Raw genomic sequence first — 17,176 nt, 5'->3', positions numbered from 1 at the left:
GAATGGAGGAAAGGGTGTTTTTTATGGAAGCTCAAAAAATGTGCTTTTACGTACATCTGAAGCTTTTTTTCCTGTAAATTGCTTGAACTGTCTACTAAAAAAATAAATATTTCGGTAACCTAATGCTTCCGCTACTTCAGTCACTTTCATGCCACTAAAACGCAGAAGATGTTCGGCACGTTCTATTTTCATTTGAATGAGAAAGATTTCTAATGTGACCTTCATGACCTCTTTGAATTTGATGGAGAAATATCGGGGAGATAGTTGAGCTCGTTCCGCGAGGTTCTCCATGCTATGTGACATACTGGGGTTTTGGCGAATAAAACTAGCAACCTCACGAATGGCTTGTTCAAGATGATGGCTCGCAGAAGATTCAATAGAATGGCCATCTTGATCGTCGCGGTGTAAATAAATGATCAGCAGATTTAACATTAACTTGGCTTCTTCTGTGCTCCCAAGCCTTGGATTGAGTAGTGTTTCTACATACCGATTCAAAATGGTTTCGAACATAAAAGAGTCTGAAACGATTCTGTATGCATTCGGCAACGCGACTTCTGAGGATGGAGTCGGAAAATGAATATAGGTGATGGTTAGCGGTTTGCGCGGATTATGCTTGGCTATTGTAAGATCGCCTGGTCGGAACAAAAAGCAACTGCCACGGGAAAGTGTATACGTCTGGCCGTTTAGAAGCATTTCGCCTTCACCGCTCCATACATACCACAAATCGCAATCTTCGAAAGGGCGATCGAGCCTATCCCATTTCCACGAGTCTTCGCAAGTGATTTTGCCATAGGATACACCAAGTTCAAAAGATGATGGTATTATTGACACTTACGTCCACTCCCATTTGTTTTATGTAGTATAGTATAAACGTTTTAAAGGTATAGTGCATTTATTTTATCATATTTATTAGCTAAACTGTATTTATATAAAAAGTAAAATAATATAAATTAGTTGGAGGCTATTAGATATGTTGAAACCGTTTATGGAGATCGAAGATTGGGATAGAATAGGACTATCTGTAGCAGAATCAGCGAAAAGATTGCAAAGAATTGCTTATATTGATCGGCAATTAATGAAAATTGAAGCGGGTCATATGATTGCGCGGCCTGAATATGAAATCAAAGGCGCTTTAGGAAGAATGGTCTGGGAGGACGCCAGCCATTATGATCAATCCCGCAATCGATGCAAGCAGATGCGTATGAGTACGGTAGCTTTTGATAAATGTCCGGATCCTGATTTAGAGCGTTTGATGAGCAAATTACTGGACTCTGGAAACACCTTGTCCTTGCTTACAGCGATGTTTGAGGTCATTAAACCGGCGCAAATCGATGCCATTCAAGATTATCTCTGTCTTGCTCAGCCAATTGCCGATTATCCAACCATTCATATGCTGAGACATCAACTGAGGGATCGAGAAAATCAAGTCCAGTGGGGGTTGGAGGCCATTACTGCGATCTCCGAACAGGCCACTGAAGAAGAACGCTTGCAGGCTGAGAACTGGAAAGCTTGCTTGAAGGATCACCTGCTAGCTGCCGGTGGCGTAAATGGGATGGGAGATCGCAAAGAACTGGACCCAGCTCATGAAGTAGCTTCCACCCCGTTTCAATTACCAGAGGAGAGTACGCGTGACCGTCGATTCAAAAAAACCGTCGCCAAATTTACGGACGTTACCTTTGAAGATAGCGATGCAGGGCGATTTAAAAGAATGATGTTCACTCGCTTTAATGAAATGACGCCGGCGGAAGCTGTTGCTTGTGTTCACTTTGCTTCCGAAGGGAAACCATGGTTATTTTATTATGATACCGCTCGTCATTTATGGGATGAAATAAGGCACTCGTGGTTTGGAGAAGCGGCTTTGCGTCTTCACGGTTATAATATTTATGAGTCAGCTAATTGGACAGGTTGGTATGATATGACCAAGAATCTATTTAGTATAGAGGAAGCCTACACCCATTTAACAATTGCTATTGAAAAATCAGCCATGAAATATCCTCCGGGGAAACGAGAGGAATGGGAGTTCTGCCGCGACGTTGTGAAGAACCCTATTATGACCACCTTTCAGGATTTTGACTGGGCAGATGAAGTTGTTCACGCTGGCTTTGGGCAGAAATGGGTCATTGACCATCAATACAATGGGGATAGCACGTTAGCCCAACAGGCAGCCGACCTAACAATGGAAAAGAGAAGTGAATTTATGGCTCGCTATGCGAACGATGGCAAGGAAATAAAGAGCTCTTTTGCTGGTGATTATTGAGATAGGTTGAATGACAGACATACTTTCGGAGGTACTGCATGTTTACAGCAAACGAAATGGATTATTTGGAAAGTTTATCTGGGCCTAGCCCGATTCAGAAACACATCGACACATTTAAACTGGAAAGTCAGATCGATAATCTCGAAGAAACCGGTTTATCTCGTGATAGTTATTTGGACTTTGCTGAAGCGCGAGTTCGCCAGTTCGCTCCCTCTATTAGTGAATACGGAGGGGTATTGGATCCCGGTGACGGGAAAGAACATGAATTTGCTACCGCAAGTTTTGCCAAAGCTGGAGCGATTCTCCTAGCAAACAACCGCTGTGAGGATCTAAAAGAACAGATTTTACTGGCAATGGATTGGGGCAGCACTTGTTTGGGTGAGAATAAAGTTCCCGACGATCATGCGGATTTCACCACGTATATGCTGGTTAGGGCGTATCAGCTGTTGGCGCCGATGGTAGGTACAGAGCGAAGTAATGCTTGGAAAAAGAATTTATCCAACGTTGAGCCAGAGTTAACGTATTGCCAAACGGTTCGAAATTTTCCTGACATCCGTACCATCCGCAACTGGGCTACTTATGCCATGCATGGCGAAATGATGAGGGTAAGCGAAGGTTTCACGGACTCTATGGCCTTTATTGATAAGTATTTGAAACCGCAAATGACACGGTTTACACGTGAAGGGTTGTATCGCGATCCTAATATCCCAGCCGCCTATGATTTGGCTGCTCGCCAACAACTTACCGGGTTAATAGATGCTGGTTATAACGGCGAATGGAAAGGATTTCTGGAATCTCAGCTTCGCAAAGGTGCCCAAACGATGCTGTTTATGCAGTCGACCACTGGAGGAACCAGCTGCGGCGGTAGGAGTAACCAGATTATTTGGAATGATCTCACCTTTGCCAATCTCTGTGAGAGGGAAGCCACGCTCTATGCTAAAGAAGGAGATCTAGCATGGGCAGGTATCTTCAAACGGGCTGCCCGAAAAGCGCTAGGATCCATTCTACGCTGGATGGAGGATCCGGTTGAATTTCGATTGTTGAAAAATCGCTTCAACAGCGAGCTCCGCAACGGTTGGGAGTTCTATGCCTATTATTCGACGTATGGCTTGTATGCCGCTCAAATTGCCGCTTCGTGCTTTGAAAGCGCTGATGAAAGTATACGCGAGAAGGCAACGCCTGCAGATTTGGGCGGATATGTGGTGCCCATTGCGTCTTTCAACCGGATCTATGCAACGGCGAGACCTCAGCAAGGTGCTTATCATCTCGTGATGGATACTGCCGCGCAAATGGGGCAAGATGCAACCGGATGGGTGCGGCTCCACAAGGCGGGCTTTCTGGAGGAGTCGGCACTCTCGATGGGAGTACCTGGGCTGAGCGGCAATGTTCACTTGAATTACTTTGTGGCCAAACAATCCATTCCGCGCCCTCATACACCAGCAGCTATCGGTCTGACTTGGAGGGATGGTCACGGTACGTGGCATAGGTTAGCTGGCTTTGGCAGAAGAAAGCACGAAACGTTCGCTTCTTTGAATGAGGACGGGGTACCAACCAATCCTGAAAAGCTGCACTGGCAAGCATTGTTAGAAAACGGAGTTGAAGATGTCGATGCGTTATCCTTCAAACTACGTTACGAGTCAACGGGGCTTCAGCTTCTAAACGATATGGATTTGCGTACACCCGATGCTGATCTGCACCCAGCTTATTTGCGAGCCGTCGCTGATATGCTGCCAAGACCTGGCATCGAAGGTGTAGCGTCGGTCACGGAAACCTATCGGATTGCTCAAGATGGCGTGTCAACGGCATGGTCGGTGGAGGCTGCAGAGGAGTCGGAATTATCCGCCATGGGTGTTACGGTTCCGGTGCTCGTGTCTAATGGAACCGATGAGACGGTTATCCGTGTGGAAGGGAATAGGCTTTTCGTCCATTATTCAAATGCCGTCTATGCGATTCAACCTGATGGTGCATCTGACGATGTGGAACTAGAGCTTCTTCCTGGGCTGATGCCGAATCGGAATGGCAACTATCGTCTTGCGCAATGGACTAGTAAGGATGCGAAGAAAGAGATCGCGCTTCATTTCTCCTTAGAACAGGCATAAGTCACGACCTCGAGCTCCACTAAGAGCCGCTTTATGGCGGCTCTTTTTCTCGTTGTATAGAAAAATAATGATTTTCTAAGGTGGATAAGTGCTCTGCGGTTAGCTGCGGCATGGAATTAAGCGAAAAAATCGATTAACTCGTTAGAAACGAGGCTTGTGGCATGGAATTACGCGAAAAAATCGATTAACTCGTGAGAAACGAGGCTTGCGGGATGGAATTGCGCGAAAAAATCGACTAACTCGTGAGAATCGAGGCTTGAGCATTTTTGGGAGTTCGGTGATCAGCTGTCAGCAATTTCGATAGGGTCGATGAACGTATGCATGTCGACTTCGGTAAAACATGGGGTCCCGAGCTTTACAAGCAAATCGATAACATTGTCACAGCCGCGGAAATGTCCGAGCGAGCACAGCTTCGTCGCATAGATGTGGTGGGTGCAGCCGTTCCCCCAGAGAAAAGCAAAGGAAATAGCCAAGAACTTCCCTGGTTTCTGTGGTATTTCCACGATTGAGCTGAACAATAAAAGTTATTAGACATTTTGGAAAAGTGTGGGATAGAATGGGGGAGATGATAGCGGATCTACGTCGGTTTGCTACGCTCACCCTCAACAAAAATTAGGAGGAAACCAGATGAAAATTGGGAATGGTACGCACGAATACGAAATCATAGAACAATGGGCTCAAATACCATCGCACGTGACCGTTGGTTATACGCACGGCATTGAAGTGGATTCACAAAATAATGTTTATGTATTTCATACTGGAAAACCATCCATGATCAAATTCAACAAAAATGGTGAGTTTATTTCGTCCTGGGGAGAAGAATTCGAGGGTGGAGCGCACGGTTTTTATTTGCACCAAGAAGCCGATGGAGAGTATTTCTACGTGACAGATACCAAAAAAGGACTCGTGGTAAAATTGACTTTAGAGGGAGAAACGGTGTTAACCATTGGAACACCTGAGCTTCCAAACGTTTACGATAGCGAGCGCAAATTTGTTCCAACTGACGTTTGCGTCGCACCAAATGGCGATATCTATGTCAGCGACGGCTATGGCCAACACTGGATCCATCAGTATGATGCCAAAGGTGAGCCAATCCGCTCTTGGGGCGGAAGAGGGTCAGAACCCGGACAAATGATTTGTCCACATGGTATTTCCATCAATCTGAGAGGTCCGGAACCGGAAATCTACGTGGCTGACCGCGGCAATAACCGCATTCAGGTGTTTACGCTGGATGGTGTACATAAGCGATTTATAACCGAGGATATGGATATGCCTTGTAATTTCTATTTCGATGGCGACGAAATGTTCTTTCCAGACTTACATAGCAGGGTAACCGTGTTTGACCGCAAAGATCACTTGATTACGCATCTCGGCGAAGATCAGCAAGCCTACAAGCAGCAGGGATGGCCAAATCTACCGCTTGATTATTTCCAATCCGATAAGTTCAGCTCACCACATGGCATTTGCGTCGATTCACAGCACAATGTCTATGTGGCGGAGTGGACGCAATTCGGCCGTATTACCAAGTTGGCTCGCAAGTAACGGCGTTATCTACATTATTCATTGAACTCTCCAAACGATCATTTATGTATCGGATGGAGAGTTTTTATCTTGTTTAGCACTGCACGCCAACATAATAACTGGATTACATACAGCTAATTTCGCCCGATTCTACACTTTATTTCAAATAACTGTAAAAAGTACAGTTATTTTCTCGATGTTGAGTCGGAAACGGAAAAATGCGGAGAATTAGCTGTATGTTTTCCATCTATTTTCAAAGTTTGGGTGGAATAAGCGAAAGTAGATGGAGTTTTTCCAGTTACTAATTTAGCATTGCGCATCCGTCATCTCATTGGTGAAGGCACGTTTATATTCCTGCGCCGACATCTTTACTGCTGATTCCGGAGCATAATGAAATTGCAGGGCACGGCGGCCCTTTGCGGACTGATTGGCAGGCGTGCCATGATGAATCAGACCATGGAAAAACATCGCCCCACCAGGTGATAAAGGCACAGCTACATCCTTATCTACCTGCACACTACGATCGCAGATCTGCCAGTCCCTCTCAGCATAATGAGGAATGAATCCATCCTTTTGAGAACCTGGAATAACATGCATACATCCGTTGTCAACCGTTGCTTCATCTACCGCGATCCACACACCTACTACAGACTTGTTAAACGCAAGAGGTCCATAGGCCATATCCTGATGCCATGGCTTTTCACCACCTCCATGGGGAGGTTTCATTAAGGCCATGTTCTGAACAAGAGCTGGCTTTTCTCCTAGTATTTTCTCCAAGATTCCCAATAAGGTAGGGTGATAGGCAATAGCTTGCATAGCTTCTTCAACTTCGACGAGATCATAAATCTTTCGAATAGCTAGCTCCCTATCTAAGTCCGTATGCAGTTGATCTTGCGGCTTAACAAATTGTAATTTAGCACCCTTTGAATCTTTCAACAATAAGTTCTTAAGTGCTTCACCAGCAGCAGTAACTTCCGTTGAGCTAAATAGAGGATCAATAGCGAAAAAACCAGTGTCTTTGTACTCAACTACCTGTTTATTCGAAAATTCTTGGATAGATTGAAGTGATGTGTATGTGTGATCGTACTTGTACATAAACTTAGAAATCTCTTCCTCTGTTGTCCATTTCATAGCTAATATCGACTCCTTTTATGAACTGTTTATAATCCAAATATACCATGTAAGGTTCCGGAACCAAATATACTTAGTCATAAAGGATTTGTATCTAAATACATAGCAATAGAAATTTAAATATATTATGATGAAGAAAATTAATTTGAAATGGGGCGTGAAAGTTGAATATACAACCGCCGATCGATTTTCTCCACCACGCGATGATCAAGTGCAGTTATAACTCAGGTAAAGTCAAATGCGAGCCGGGCTGGTCTTGGCATCCTCGTCTCCTCCCACAGGATTGGGATCTATGGTACGTCATTTCAGGCACAGGTACAATCAACATTAATGATGAATGCTTTTCAATAAACAAAGGCGCTTGTTTCCTAACCCGTCCGGGTGATCGTATTCAAGCGACACAAAATCCCGAAGATCGGCTCACCGTTATCTATCATCATTTTAGCGTAGCTCATTCACTCACCAATCAAGCTTTCCGTTCGGAGGAGTTACCTCCGAGATTGACGCAGGTACAGGATTCCTTTGGATTCGAGCAGCACTTGAATCAACTATTGGACGTACTAGATCGGAAGGACATTTGGATCGAGGAGGAGTTCCATTCGTTAATGAAGCACGTCCTTCTGCTTTTATATAAAGCTCATGCTTCTGAACAGGAGTGGAGCGAAGCCAAGCTTCGTCATCAGAAAATTATTCAGCGGGTAACGAACTATGTGAGAGACCGAATCGACCAACGGATCGATTATAACGAGCTAGCAGAAGCATTTGCCTTGAACTCTCGTTATATCAGTCATATTTTCAAATTGAATACTGGCTATTCCTTAAAAGAAAACATAACCCGCCTGCGGCTTGAAAGAGCTGTGACGTTGTTGACGGAAACCCCGCTGTCGATATCAGAGATCGCAGATATGTTGGGGTTCACGGACATCTATCATTTCAGCAAGCTCTTTAAAGCCCACTATGATGTACCACCTTCAGCTTATCGCCATCACTTGAAGCCGAGTATGCCTCATACTTGAAGCAGTTTAGCGAAGGGCATTTAGCCCTTAGGAACGTTCCGATAGGCGGTAGGGGCTGAACCTGTCATTTTCTTAAATAATCTGGAAAAATAATAAGGATCCGTTATACCAATGTTCGCGGCTACTTCCTTGATGGACAGACCTGTTAAACTGAGCATTTGGGCAGCCTTTTGAATTTTCATACGCAAAAAGTATTCGATCGGCGGGAATCCCGTTTCTTCATTAAATAACAAAATTAAATGCTGTTTAGACAAGCCTGTGTGCTTGGCCAATTCAGGGAGCTTAATCGAATCCTCCAATCGATCATTCATGTATCGGATGGCGAGTTCTAGATATTGCTCTCTCTTTTTGTCCTTTGCAGAACCTCCAGCGCTGATACCGATACCGCTGATCAGCTGGCGTATAGACTGAGATACGTGCGTGTGGATGGGGAGTGAATAGGTTTTGTCGGAGAGCAGGACATAACACTTGTCAAATACATCTTTGAACTCAGACATCGCGCCAATCGGCAAGTGAACGGGACCAGCATCCATCTCGTACATACGTAAGAATGCAGCTGCATGGTCGCCATGAAGATGAAACCAGTAAATACTCCATGGTGCCTGAGCGGATGCTCCGTATCGATGCGGTGTTTTGGCGGGGATAACGACAAGGTGATTTTGGGGGACAGGGATCGCATTTTGTTGACCCAGTTCTATCCAACCTTCGCCATCGGAGCAAAAGATGAAAATGTGGGAAGGGCTCCCTTCAGGGCGTTCCCGATAATGATGACGGGCATGCGGGAAGAATCCTATATCACTTACGAATAAATCACGCGTCAGTTCTGAGCGGGATAGTTCCGTCTGCATATAATCCGGTAGAACAAACAATTTCTCTTCTTCAAAGCCTTCCGGTTTTCTAGTATTATCCAAGTTAAAACCTCCCAACTAAATAAGAATATAATCCATCACATTAAGCATTTTGTCAATTGGCGATTGCCATCCGCCGAGGTAAAGTAGAGACAATAAGATAAGGGAGTGATAATAGTGAGTCAGAAAGTTCGCATTTGGGAAGAAGAGACTTCGATTCCGACTTATGCCATCGGGGAGCCCGATCGCAATCCTATGTTCCTAGAGAAACGTGTCTATCAAGGAAGCTCCGGTAAGGTATATCCGCATCCGGTTATCGATAAAATTGAAGATGAGAAGAAACCGCAGTCATATCGTTTCGTGATTCTAGAAAACGAATATGTTCGCATCGAGATCATGCCTGAGCTTGGCGGACGCATTTATCGTGCACTAGACAAGACGAATGACTATGACTTCGTTTATTATAATCGTGTTATTAAACCAGCACTTGTTGGTCTAGCTGGTCCTTGGATTTCCGGCGGTATTGAGTTCAACTGGCCGCAGCATCACCGTCCGAATACGTATGGTCCGGTTGAGTATAAGCTCACCGAAAATGAAGACGGAAGCGCTACCGTATGGGTGAGTGAAATCGATCGCATGTACGGTACGAAAGTTACTGCTGGCTTCACCCTGTATCCAGGTAAAGCTTATCTGGAAATCTCAGCACAGCTTTATAATCGGACACCAGAACCACAAACATTCCTGTGGTGGGCGAACCCCGCGGTTGCGGTTAACGAAAATACACAATCCGTATTTCCTCCAGACGTAACGGCTGTCTTCGACCATGGTAAACGTGATGTTTCTAGGTTTCCTATTGCGACAGGAACTTACTACAAAATGGATTACTCGGCAGGCGTTGATATTTCACGTTACAAAAACATTCCAGTGCCAACATCGTATATGGCTTATAAATCCGACTATAACTTCGTCGGTGGGTATGACCATGGTGTTCAAGCAGGTTTGCTTCACGTCGCGAACCATCATGTTTCGCCAGGTAAGAAACAGTGGACTTGGGGGAACGGCGAATTCGGGCAAGCATGGGATCGCAATTTGACCGATGAGGATGGTCCTTATATCGAGTTGATGACTGGGGTCTACACAGACAATCAACCCGATTTCACATGGCTGCAGCCGTATGAAGAAAAGTCCTTCAAACAATATTTCATGCCTTACAAAAATATCGGCGTTGTCAAAAATGCCTCCATCGATGCAGCCGTCAACTTAGAAGTTGACGAGAAGTCTCGTGAAGCTGTCGTGCTTGCGTATGCGACATCTGTGTTCGAAGGCGCTGTCGTGGAGCTAAAAGGCCGCAGCCGTACGTATTTGAAGGAAGTCGTCGAACTTTCTCCGACGCAAACGTTCAAGTCTGTGATTACGCTTGACGAGAACGATCAAGCTCATGACTTGAAGCTGACTGTACGTGATGCAAACGGCACTTTACTTATTGGCTATCAGCCTGCGAAGCCGTCCATCGAGCAGGTACCGGATGCTGCTAAGCCGCTCCAGGCACCAGAAGAGTTGAAAACGAATGAGCAGCTGTACTTAGCTGGTTTGCATCTAGAGCAATATCGTCATGCAACGTTCGAACCGGAAGATTACTATCTGGAAGGTTTAAAGCGCGACTCAAGCGATAGCCGCATTAACGTGGCTTACGGTACACTTCTGCTGCGCCGCGGGTTGTATGTCGAGGCAGAAAGTCATTTCCGGACGGCCATAAAGTCTCTTACTTGGCGGAATCCGAATCCTTATGACAGTGAAGCTCTTTATCAATTGGGCGTTGCGCTTAAAGGGCAAGGACGTTTGGAAGAAGCTTTCGCGGCGCTCTACAAATCGACGTGGTCCGCGGCTTGGCAGGATGCTGGCTTCTTCACACTGGCACAAATTGCTTGTGAGAAGGGTGTTTACGGAGAAGCGTTGGAACTGGTAGAACGCTCCCTTGTTCGCAATTCCCGTAATTACAAAGCGCGTCACCTGAAAGCTGCGCTTCTACGCAAGCTGGGACAAACACAGGAAGCCTTAGTCTACTCGCAGGAGACACTTGCGTTAGATATCGCTGATTTCGGTTCAGCTAACGAACGATACCTTACGCTTTCAAGCCAAGGTGAGCACGAACTTGCTAATGAAGTGAAAGCTGAACTTATGCGACTCATGCGTGGAGATGCACATAATTATTTGAATCTCGCATCCGATTATGCGAATTGCGGCCTGTTTGAGGAAGCGATTGAAGTACTTGATCGCATCGTTCAAGGTCACGATTCATCAGAAGTGTACCCGATGATTCATTACACACTTAGTTATCTGTATGAGAAAACAGGGAATTCGGAGCTGGCTGAGCTTTATAGGAAAGCTGGAAATTCCGCAACATCAGACTACTGTTTCCCGAATAGTTTATACGATCTGCAAGTGCTGACGAGTGTCATTACGGCCGATTCGAAGGATGACAAAGCACATTATTACCTGGGAAATTGGTTTTACGATAAGAGAAGACACGAAGATGCGATTACACATTGGGAAGCGTCTCGTTCCATTCGGGAAGATTTCGCGACCGTACATCGGAATCTATCTCTTGCTTATTTCAACAAACGCGCGGACGCAGCGTCAGCTCTTATTGCTATGGAGAAAGCTTTTGCATGCAGAAAAGATGACGCACGTGTTTTCTATGAACTAGATCAATTGTACAAAAAACTTGGTTATTCAGCAGAAGCTCGTTGTGACAAGCTAGAGGAACACCAAGCTTTGGTTCAGAAACGAGACGATCTGTACGTGGAGTACATTACCTTATTGAATGCACAAGGTTATCACGAGAAAGCGGTTCAAGCCCTACAAGCGCGCAATTTCCATCCTTGGGAAGGCGGCGAGGGCAAGGTGACGGGGCAGCATGTTTTTGCCCATATCGAACTGGCGAAGCAAGCTTTGGCCGAGAAACGGTTCAAAGAGGCAGTTACTTTATTGCAGCATGCACTTGTCTACCCGGATAATCTTGGAGAAGGTAAGTTGTCGGGTGCCCAAGAGAACAATGTCTATTACTATCTCGGACTTGCTCATGAAGGCTTGAGTGAGGCTGAGCTTGCACTAGAATGTTTCACGATTGCTTCCCAAGGTTTAGAGGAACCGGCCAGCGCGATGTATTACAACGACCAACCGCCTGATATGATTTTCTATCAAGGAATGGCATGGCTTGCACTTGGTAATGAGAAGGAAGCTAAGCGTCGCTTCAATAAACTGATTGATTACGCGGAGAAGCACCTGTTCGATGAAGTGAAGTTTGACTACTTCGCGGTTTCTTTGCCGGACTTCCTTGTGTTCGAAGATAATTTGAACGTTCGGAATGAAGTTCACTGCCATTACATGATGGGACTTGGGCATCTCGGTCTGGGGAATTTGGAACTGGCAAGAGAGCAGTTTGAGAAAGCTCTTAATCAGGAAACTAATCATACAGGCGCGCGAATTCATCGGGGCATGTGTGTCTAATGAAAGAGCACAAGGTTAGAATCGAAACTGGAAGCTACAAAGGCATCAAGTCCATAACGATTGAAAGTGAACAAATCCGTATTGAAATGGTACCGCAACTCGGAGGTAAATTGGTTTCCATTGTTTATAAGCCTACAGGGAAGGAATGGATGCTAGACTCAGGCGATCGTTCTTTACGACAGCCGAAATACGGCTCCACCTTTACCGATTGGGATATGAGCGGTTGGGATGAATGTTTTCCAACGATTAATGCATGTGGGGCGGAAATGGATAAGTATGTTAATCTGCCGGATCATGGTGAACTTTGGGCGCTTCCATGGGAGTACATGATCGTAGGTAATGAGGTCATTTGTTCGGTACGGAGTCCGAAGTTACCCTATCGGTTCATGAGACGAATCTCATTCCCTTCAGCAGATCGAGTACGGTTTGATTACCATGCTTACAATTATAGTGATCAACCCATCCCCTTTTTGTGGGTGCCGCATCCACAATTCGCTGTCACGGAATCAACTCGTATTCTTCTTCCTGAATCCATGAAGGAAATGCTGTGTGTGTACGAGGGTCACACCCTCAAGAGTGGAGCATCCTATGCCTGGGATGACGTATCGCGGCTCTCCCCGGTGGTTACCGGGGATGCGCGAAAGTTTTATTACGAAGGCAAAGTGCCAGCGGGTTGGTCAGGGTTATATGGGGAAGATAGCGGTAACTACTTGATCATGTCCGTCCCACAGGATAAGGTTCCCTTTATTGGTGTTTGGATGGACGAAGGTATGTTCAACGATCGGGTTACTTGTGCCTTGGAACCTAGCATTGGCTACTATGATTCCCTTGAAATGGCAGTCAGTAACGGGACTGCGCAACTGATACCTGCTAAAGCATCTTTTGAATGGCATTTAGAACTTTCCATTGGTCAAGGAGATTGGCGTGATGCTACGCTAGCCTTCTAAGAACTTCAACTGATAGCCCCTGTACTTGTTATGTGCACTTGAACATTAGTCTTTAACTTCACATCCTTGTATTTGTTCTTCCAGTCGATGTTTTTCCAAAGCTCAGGGTACTTTACTCTGAGCTTTCTTCCTATTCCAAGCGCATCGCAATTCGCTTCTAGCAATTGCTTTGCGACGCCCGCTGCTTGTTTATTTAGTACTGCAGACAATTCTTGATTTAGCCGCTCTCTATCGATTTTTTGGCCCAAACTGCTTGGGGAGCTACTAAGCGCACCATAGAGGTCAATCTTAACAGTGCTTTCGATTTCTTGCGTATTTGGATCAACAGAAACTTCGAAGGCTCTCTTTAATTTCCTTACTTCAAAAACAATCAAAGTAGTCTCTGACTTGCTAGACTTGTTCGGTGCAGAACTCTGCCCAATTGGAATATCCAAGAAGGCATGTTTGTATAGCTTGTCTTTTAGAAGCAATAGGATGATACTTTCCTCGCGGGACAAAGTCACACCAGTGAATTTGTCACCATCAAATAATCCGCTACTGTCAACGACTAAAGCTTTATTATTAATACTACGAATCATGGGAACAACCGTATCTTCACCTGGATCCGTGATTTGACCCCATATCGAATAGATCGTTTGCTCAGGAACAACCATCGTACGCACTGCGCCATCAATCAATTGTTTAATGCCAAAAGCAACAGGACCCTTTTCTATTTGTTTAAATGAGAGTATGTCAGAGGCTCTTCCCTTACTTATGATAATATACGATTTCAGATACCCTTTAGGATTCCGATAAAAAAATTCTAAAGTTGACATTAACCCTTCTTTCGCCAGATCTTCACCGATGATAACCACATGGTTCTTGCTTGCTTCAATGGTACCTGGAAGCATACTATCTAATGTGTGACCAAGATTGGAAACGGAATCCCCCGTTGCTTGCATGAGTTCATCCTTCACATCGAATTGTCCGCCACCTTTACTCTCCAAAATAACGGCTCTTATCGTTCCGAAGATTTGATTATCTTTCGCTTTATCAAGGCTTACGCCATTTACCATCTTTTTACTCGTTATATATTGAATGTCCCAACAGCTTGTGAGGAGCATAGAGAGAAATGCTAAGTAAACCGTAAGAAGAAAAAATTTTCTCATGTTGACCCGACCTTTTTATTTTTTTTCCGCAAGAAGGACATCATCCATAACAGCATTGGGATCACGACAATCATAATCAGGTAGCCATATTCTAACCACTTACTAAAGGTATCAGAATTTTCCATTGTGGATAGAAAGGACGCTAATAGAAAGATAAGCCCTCCACTGAACACTACCATCCATCGATAAGCGTTATGAGTTGTGGTTAGACTTTTTCCAGCAATGCTTAAATAGGAAACAATGGTGGCAGTCATTGGAATAATCCAAATCGTCAAAAAGATCAGATCCAAGCGGTCAAACAATTGATAAGTTAACCCCTTGAAAATAAACAAAACAGGTTCATTTACTTGTGCTAACGCGATAGGACTAAATCCGATCAAGCAAAGGAATACAAAGTACGTATAGAATAACGTAACAAAGACATTTGCTAAGGAGATTACACGGAGCAACCCTTTGGGGCTATTTTGGACTTGGGCAGAGAAATAGAGGATCACCTCAAAACCAAGCATAGAAAAAAAGGTGTGTTCACTTCCCTTGAAGATTTGCTTAACACCGGATTGCCCTACCGGCAAAATGTTCGTAAATTGCATGTCGTTCGAAAAATTTAAAAAACTGATCAAGAGCAGCAGGGCAAATAGGACGGAACATAATAAGAAAAATCTACCAATGACGCGCAAATTTTCAATGGCTAGATAGACACTGGTCCCTATGATAAGCAAAAGGAGTACCCAACTAGGCGTAAGCGAGAGCATCCACGTATTCACTAACTTCACATAAAGTGTACACGCATAACCCGCTATAACGATGAAAAAAGCATAATAGATCAGGTTTAGAGCTTTACCAAAATAGGCACCAAACATGTGAACGGTCATTTCACTTAAGTTCTGATTTGGAAATTTTTTGATTAGCTGCCAATATACAGAAAGTAATACTTGTATGACAACCCCAGCCACAAGTATGGAGATCCAAGCATCCCCTTTAGAGGAACCCTGAATTTTCGATGGCAAAGATAACAGGCCTATGCCAATTTGCGTCTTTATGATCAAAAAAAACAAGTGAGTTCTACTTATCGTAGATTTCAAAAGCGTTTCCACCTCACGAAGAAGGAGTGTTTGGAGTTGCCAGGTTGTTTGTTGTTCCTCCATGTAGGTAGTCTTAGAAAAATATCTTTTAGGCTCTGTTTACCCGTAAATGGACCAAATGGTTCGAAATAAGCGACCCCTAATGTCTCTAACTTGCACAGATGTATAAAGATGATCATCATCATGATGGCAATCCCGAAAAAGCCAAATAAAGATGCGGCAAGCATGGTCGGGAACCCTAAAATCCTCAAACTGGTTCCAAGCTCGTTGATCGGAGTTGCAAAAGAGGCAATTGCCGTCAATCCGATGACAACAATCATGGTATGTGAGACCAAATGGGCTTCCACAACGGCTGTGCCTATGACTAATCCCCCGACAATACCAATCGTTTGAGCGATGGGTGAGGGCAATCGGATTGAAGCCTCTTTCAGCAATTCAAGAATGATTTGCATAGTGATCGCTTCCAAGATTGGCGGTAAAGGCACGTAAGTTAATGAAACTTTTACGGAATATAAGATCCCGATCGGAAGCACTTCGGAATTGTACGACACGGTAGCAATATAGATAGCGGGTAATGAAATGGCTAAAATAAAACTAATTAATCGAATCCAACGAAAAAACGTCCCCGTAATCCATCGGTTGTTGTAATCATCAGGGGATTGATAAAATGAAAAAAAAGTGATGGGAAGAACCAAAACGCTGGGATTGCCGTCAACAACAATCGTAATTTTCCCCTCCATCAAATAAGAAACCGCTCGATCCGGCCTTTCGGTCTGAAGGGATTGAGGAAAAGGTGAAAAGGGGTGTTCTTCGATCATCTCGTCAATATTTCCTGCGGAATATAAATAATCCAGATCAATAGACCTTATCCTTTTCTCGCATTCTTCAATAATGGTTGGATCGGTTATGTTATCCATATAGATCATAGCTACTTTCGTATTCGTGACACGGCCTATGGTAAAGTACTTCACTTTTAATTTAGGACTTTTGATTCGATTGCGGAGCATATAAATATTCGTGCTTAAGCTTTCAATAAAGCCTTCATGTGATCCCTGAATCACTTGTTCAGCTTTGGGTTCTTGGATATTTCGGCCTTGTGATTGAGCGACAAGCATCATGAAAGCGACGGGATCATTCTCCTGTACCATAATGCAAGAGCCATTTAGTAAATACTTCCCGATTTGAAGAACATCATTTGAATGCTTGACTTCAATTGAAGTCACGATTTGTTCAACAACGCCTGCATTTGTTACCAGCAGAGGCTGAATGACGCTGGATTGAAGTAACTCGGTCTGTACAAGGGATTCTATATAGAGCAAAGCGCAGGCTTGATTGTTAAATTCGAGGTTATGAATCATTAGATCCTCTGTGTAGGATAAATGTTCTTGTACCTGAGCAATTAGAAATTCGAGATCTCCAGGCTCCAACTCAAGCGTAGAGGGATCTGACTTCATGAGTGTTTGGTTACTACTTGTTTTGAATTTCATGTCATCATCACCTCTCCGGTAAATATCCTTACCTATTATTAACAAATAACCATGTAATTATTTTTCGGAATTAAGGGGAGGCCATTGAGATCGCAGTTACTTGAAAAAACAACCCCAACAGGATGCTGTT

General features: G+C 44.3%; 13 protein-coding genes. 7 read left to right on the top strand and 6 right to left on the bottom strand.

Annotated elements, in window-relative coordinates:
- Positions 1–21: 21 nt before the first annotated feature.
- Positions 22–831 (bottom strand): helix-turn-helix domain-containing protein, encoded by an 810-nt coding sequence (locus AC58QC_RS00545; RefSeq protein WP_497413261.1) that lies wholly within the window; start codon positions 829–831, stop codon positions 22–24.
- Positions 832–970: 139 nt separating this feature from the next.
- Between AC58QC_RS00545 and AC58QC_RS00540 the strand changes: the two genes are divergently transcribed.
- The 4 genes from AC58QC_RS00540 (at position 971) to AC58QC_RS00525 (ending at position 5,898) form a co-directional block, all read left to right on the top strand.
- Entirely contained in the window at positions 971–2,257 is a 1,287-nt protein-coding gene (locus tag AC58QC_RS00540; protein WP_497413260.1) for a hypothetical protein, read from the top strand.
- A 38-nt stretch (positions 2,258–2,295) separates the two neighbouring features.
- Positions 2,296–4,356, top strand: coding sequence for a hypothetical protein (locus AC58QC_RS00535; protein ID WP_497413259.1), 2,061 nt, complete (start codon positions 2,296–2,298; stop codon positions 4,354–4,356).
- A 317-nt stretch (positions 4,357–4,673) separates the two neighbouring features.
- Positions 4,674–4,865 carry a hypothetical protein gene (locus AC58QC_RS00530; RefSeq protein WP_497413258.1) on the top strand — a complete coding sequence of 64 codons (192 nt, stop codon included), beginning with the start codon at positions 4,674–4,676 and terminating at the stop codon, positions 4,863–4,865.
- Positions 4,866–4,983: 118 nt separating this feature from the next.
- Positions 4,984–5,898 (top strand): NHL repeat-containing protein, encoded by a 915-nt coding sequence (locus AC58QC_RS00525; protein WP_497413257.1) that lies wholly within the window; start codon positions 4,984–4,986, stop codon positions 5,896–5,898.
- A gap of 285 nt (positions 5,899–6,183) precedes the next feature.
- Here the strand turns inward: AC58QC_RS00525 and AC58QC_RS00520 are convergent, their stop codons facing one another.
- The gene (locus AC58QC_RS00520) at positions 6,184–7,008 is read right to left on the bottom strand and encodes a phytanoyl-CoA dioxygenase family protein (RefSeq protein WP_497413256.1); all 825 of its coding nucleotides are present in this window, start codon (positions 7,006–7,008) and stop codon (positions 6,184–6,186) included.
- Positions 7,009–7,172: 164 nt separating this feature from the next.
- Between AC58QC_RS00520 and AC58QC_RS00515 the strand changes: the two genes are divergently transcribed.
- Positions 7,173–8,024 (top strand): AraC family transcriptional regulator, encoded by an 852-nt coding sequence (locus AC58QC_RS00515; protein WP_497413255.1) that lies wholly within the window; start codon positions 7,173–7,175, stop codon positions 8,022–8,024.
- Positions 8,025–8,044: 20 nt separating this feature from the next.
- On the opposite strand, the gene AC58QC_RS00510 is transcribed toward AC58QC_RS00515, so the two are convergent.
- A complete protein-coding gene (locus AC58QC_RS00510) occupies positions 8,045–8,935 on the bottom strand; it encodes a helix-turn-helix domain-containing protein (protein WP_497413254.1) in 891 nt (296 codons plus the stop codon).
- A 105-nt stretch (positions 8,936–9,040) separates the two neighbouring features.
- On the opposite strand from AC58QC_RS00510, the gene AC58QC_RS00505 reads away from it, so the two are divergent.
- Both AC58QC_RS00505 and AC58QC_RS00500 read left to right on the top strand, forming a co-directional pair.
- Positions 9,041–12,382, top strand: coding sequence for a DUF5107 domain-containing protein (locus AC58QC_RS00505; RefSeq protein ID WP_497413253.1), 3,342 nt, complete (start codon positions 9,041–9,043; stop codon positions 12,380–12,382).
- A complete protein-coding gene (locus AC58QC_RS00500; protein WP_497413252.1) occupies positions 12,382–13,329 on the top strand; it encodes an aldose epimerase family protein in 948 nt (315 codons plus the stop codon). The genes AC58QC_RS00505 and AC58QC_RS00500 overlap by 1 nt, the downstream gene beginning before the upstream one ends.
- A gap of 5 nt (positions 13,330–13,334) precedes the next feature.
- On the opposite strand, the gene AC58QC_RS00495 is transcribed toward AC58QC_RS00500, so the two are convergent.
- The 3 genes from AC58QC_RS00495 to AC58QC_RS00485 are packed head-to-tail and all read right to left on the bottom strand — an operon-like array spanning position 13,335 to position 17,046.
- Positions 13,335–14,477 carry a Ger(x)C family spore germination protein gene (locus AC58QC_RS00495; RefSeq protein WP_497413251.1) on the bottom strand — a complete coding sequence of 381 codons (1,143 nt, stop codon included), beginning with the start codon at positions 14,475–14,477 and terminating at the stop codon, positions 13,335–13,337.
- Positions 14,474–15,559 (bottom strand): GerAB/ArcD/ProY family transporter, encoded by a 1,086-nt coding sequence (locus AC58QC_RS00490; protein ID WP_497413250.1) that lies wholly within the window; start codon positions 15,557–15,559, stop codon positions 14,474–14,476. The genes AC58QC_RS00495 and AC58QC_RS00490 overlap by 4 nt, the downstream gene beginning before the upstream one ends.
- Positions 15,556–17,046, bottom strand: coding sequence for a spore germination protein (locus AC58QC_RS00485; RefSeq protein ID WP_497413249.1), 1,491 nt, complete (start codon positions 17,044–17,046; stop codon positions 15,556–15,558). Before AC58QC_RS00485 ends, AC58QC_RS00490 begins: the two co-directional genes overlap by 4 nt.
- Positions 17,047–17,176: the final 130 nt, after the last annotated feature.

The sequence above is a fragment of the Paenibacillus sp. J22P51 genome (assembly GCF_059692215.1).
The sequence above is the reverse complement of the archived record's forward strand: the minus strand, read 5'-3'. Positions and strand labels throughout refer to the sequence as shown.

Coding starts and splice junctions, on each gene's coding strand:
- AC58QC_RS00525 (WP_497413257.1), top strand. CDS start 4,984: ATGAAAATTGGGAATGGTACGCACGAATACGAAATCATAGAACAATGG.
- AC58QC_RS00520 (WP_497413256.1), bottom strand. CDS start 7,008: ATGAAATGGACAACAGAGGAAGAGATTTCTAAGTTTATGTACAAGTAC.
- AC58QC_RS00485 (WP_497413249.1), bottom strand. CDS start 17,046: ATGAAATTCAAAACAAGTAGTAACCAAACACTCATGAAGTCAGATCCC.
- AC58QC_RS00540 (WP_497413260.1), top strand. CDS start 971: ATGTTGAAACCGTTTATGGAGATCGAAGATTGGGATAGAATAGGACTA.
- AC58QC_RS00500 (WP_497413252.1), top strand. CDS start 12,382: ATGAAAGAGCACAAGGTTAGAATCGAAACTGGAAGCTACAAAGGCATC.
- AC58QC_RS00495 (WP_497413251.1), bottom strand. CDS start 14,477: ATGAGAAAATTTTTTCTTCTTACGGTTTACTTAGCATTTCTCTCTATG.
- AC58QC_RS00530 (WP_497413258.1), top strand. CDS start 4,674: ATGCATGTCGACTTCGGTAAAACATGGGGTCCCGAGCTTTACAAGCAA.
- AC58QC_RS00535 (WP_497413259.1), top strand. CDS start 2,296: ATGTTTACAGCAAACGAAATGGATTATTTGGAAAGTTTATCTGGGCCT.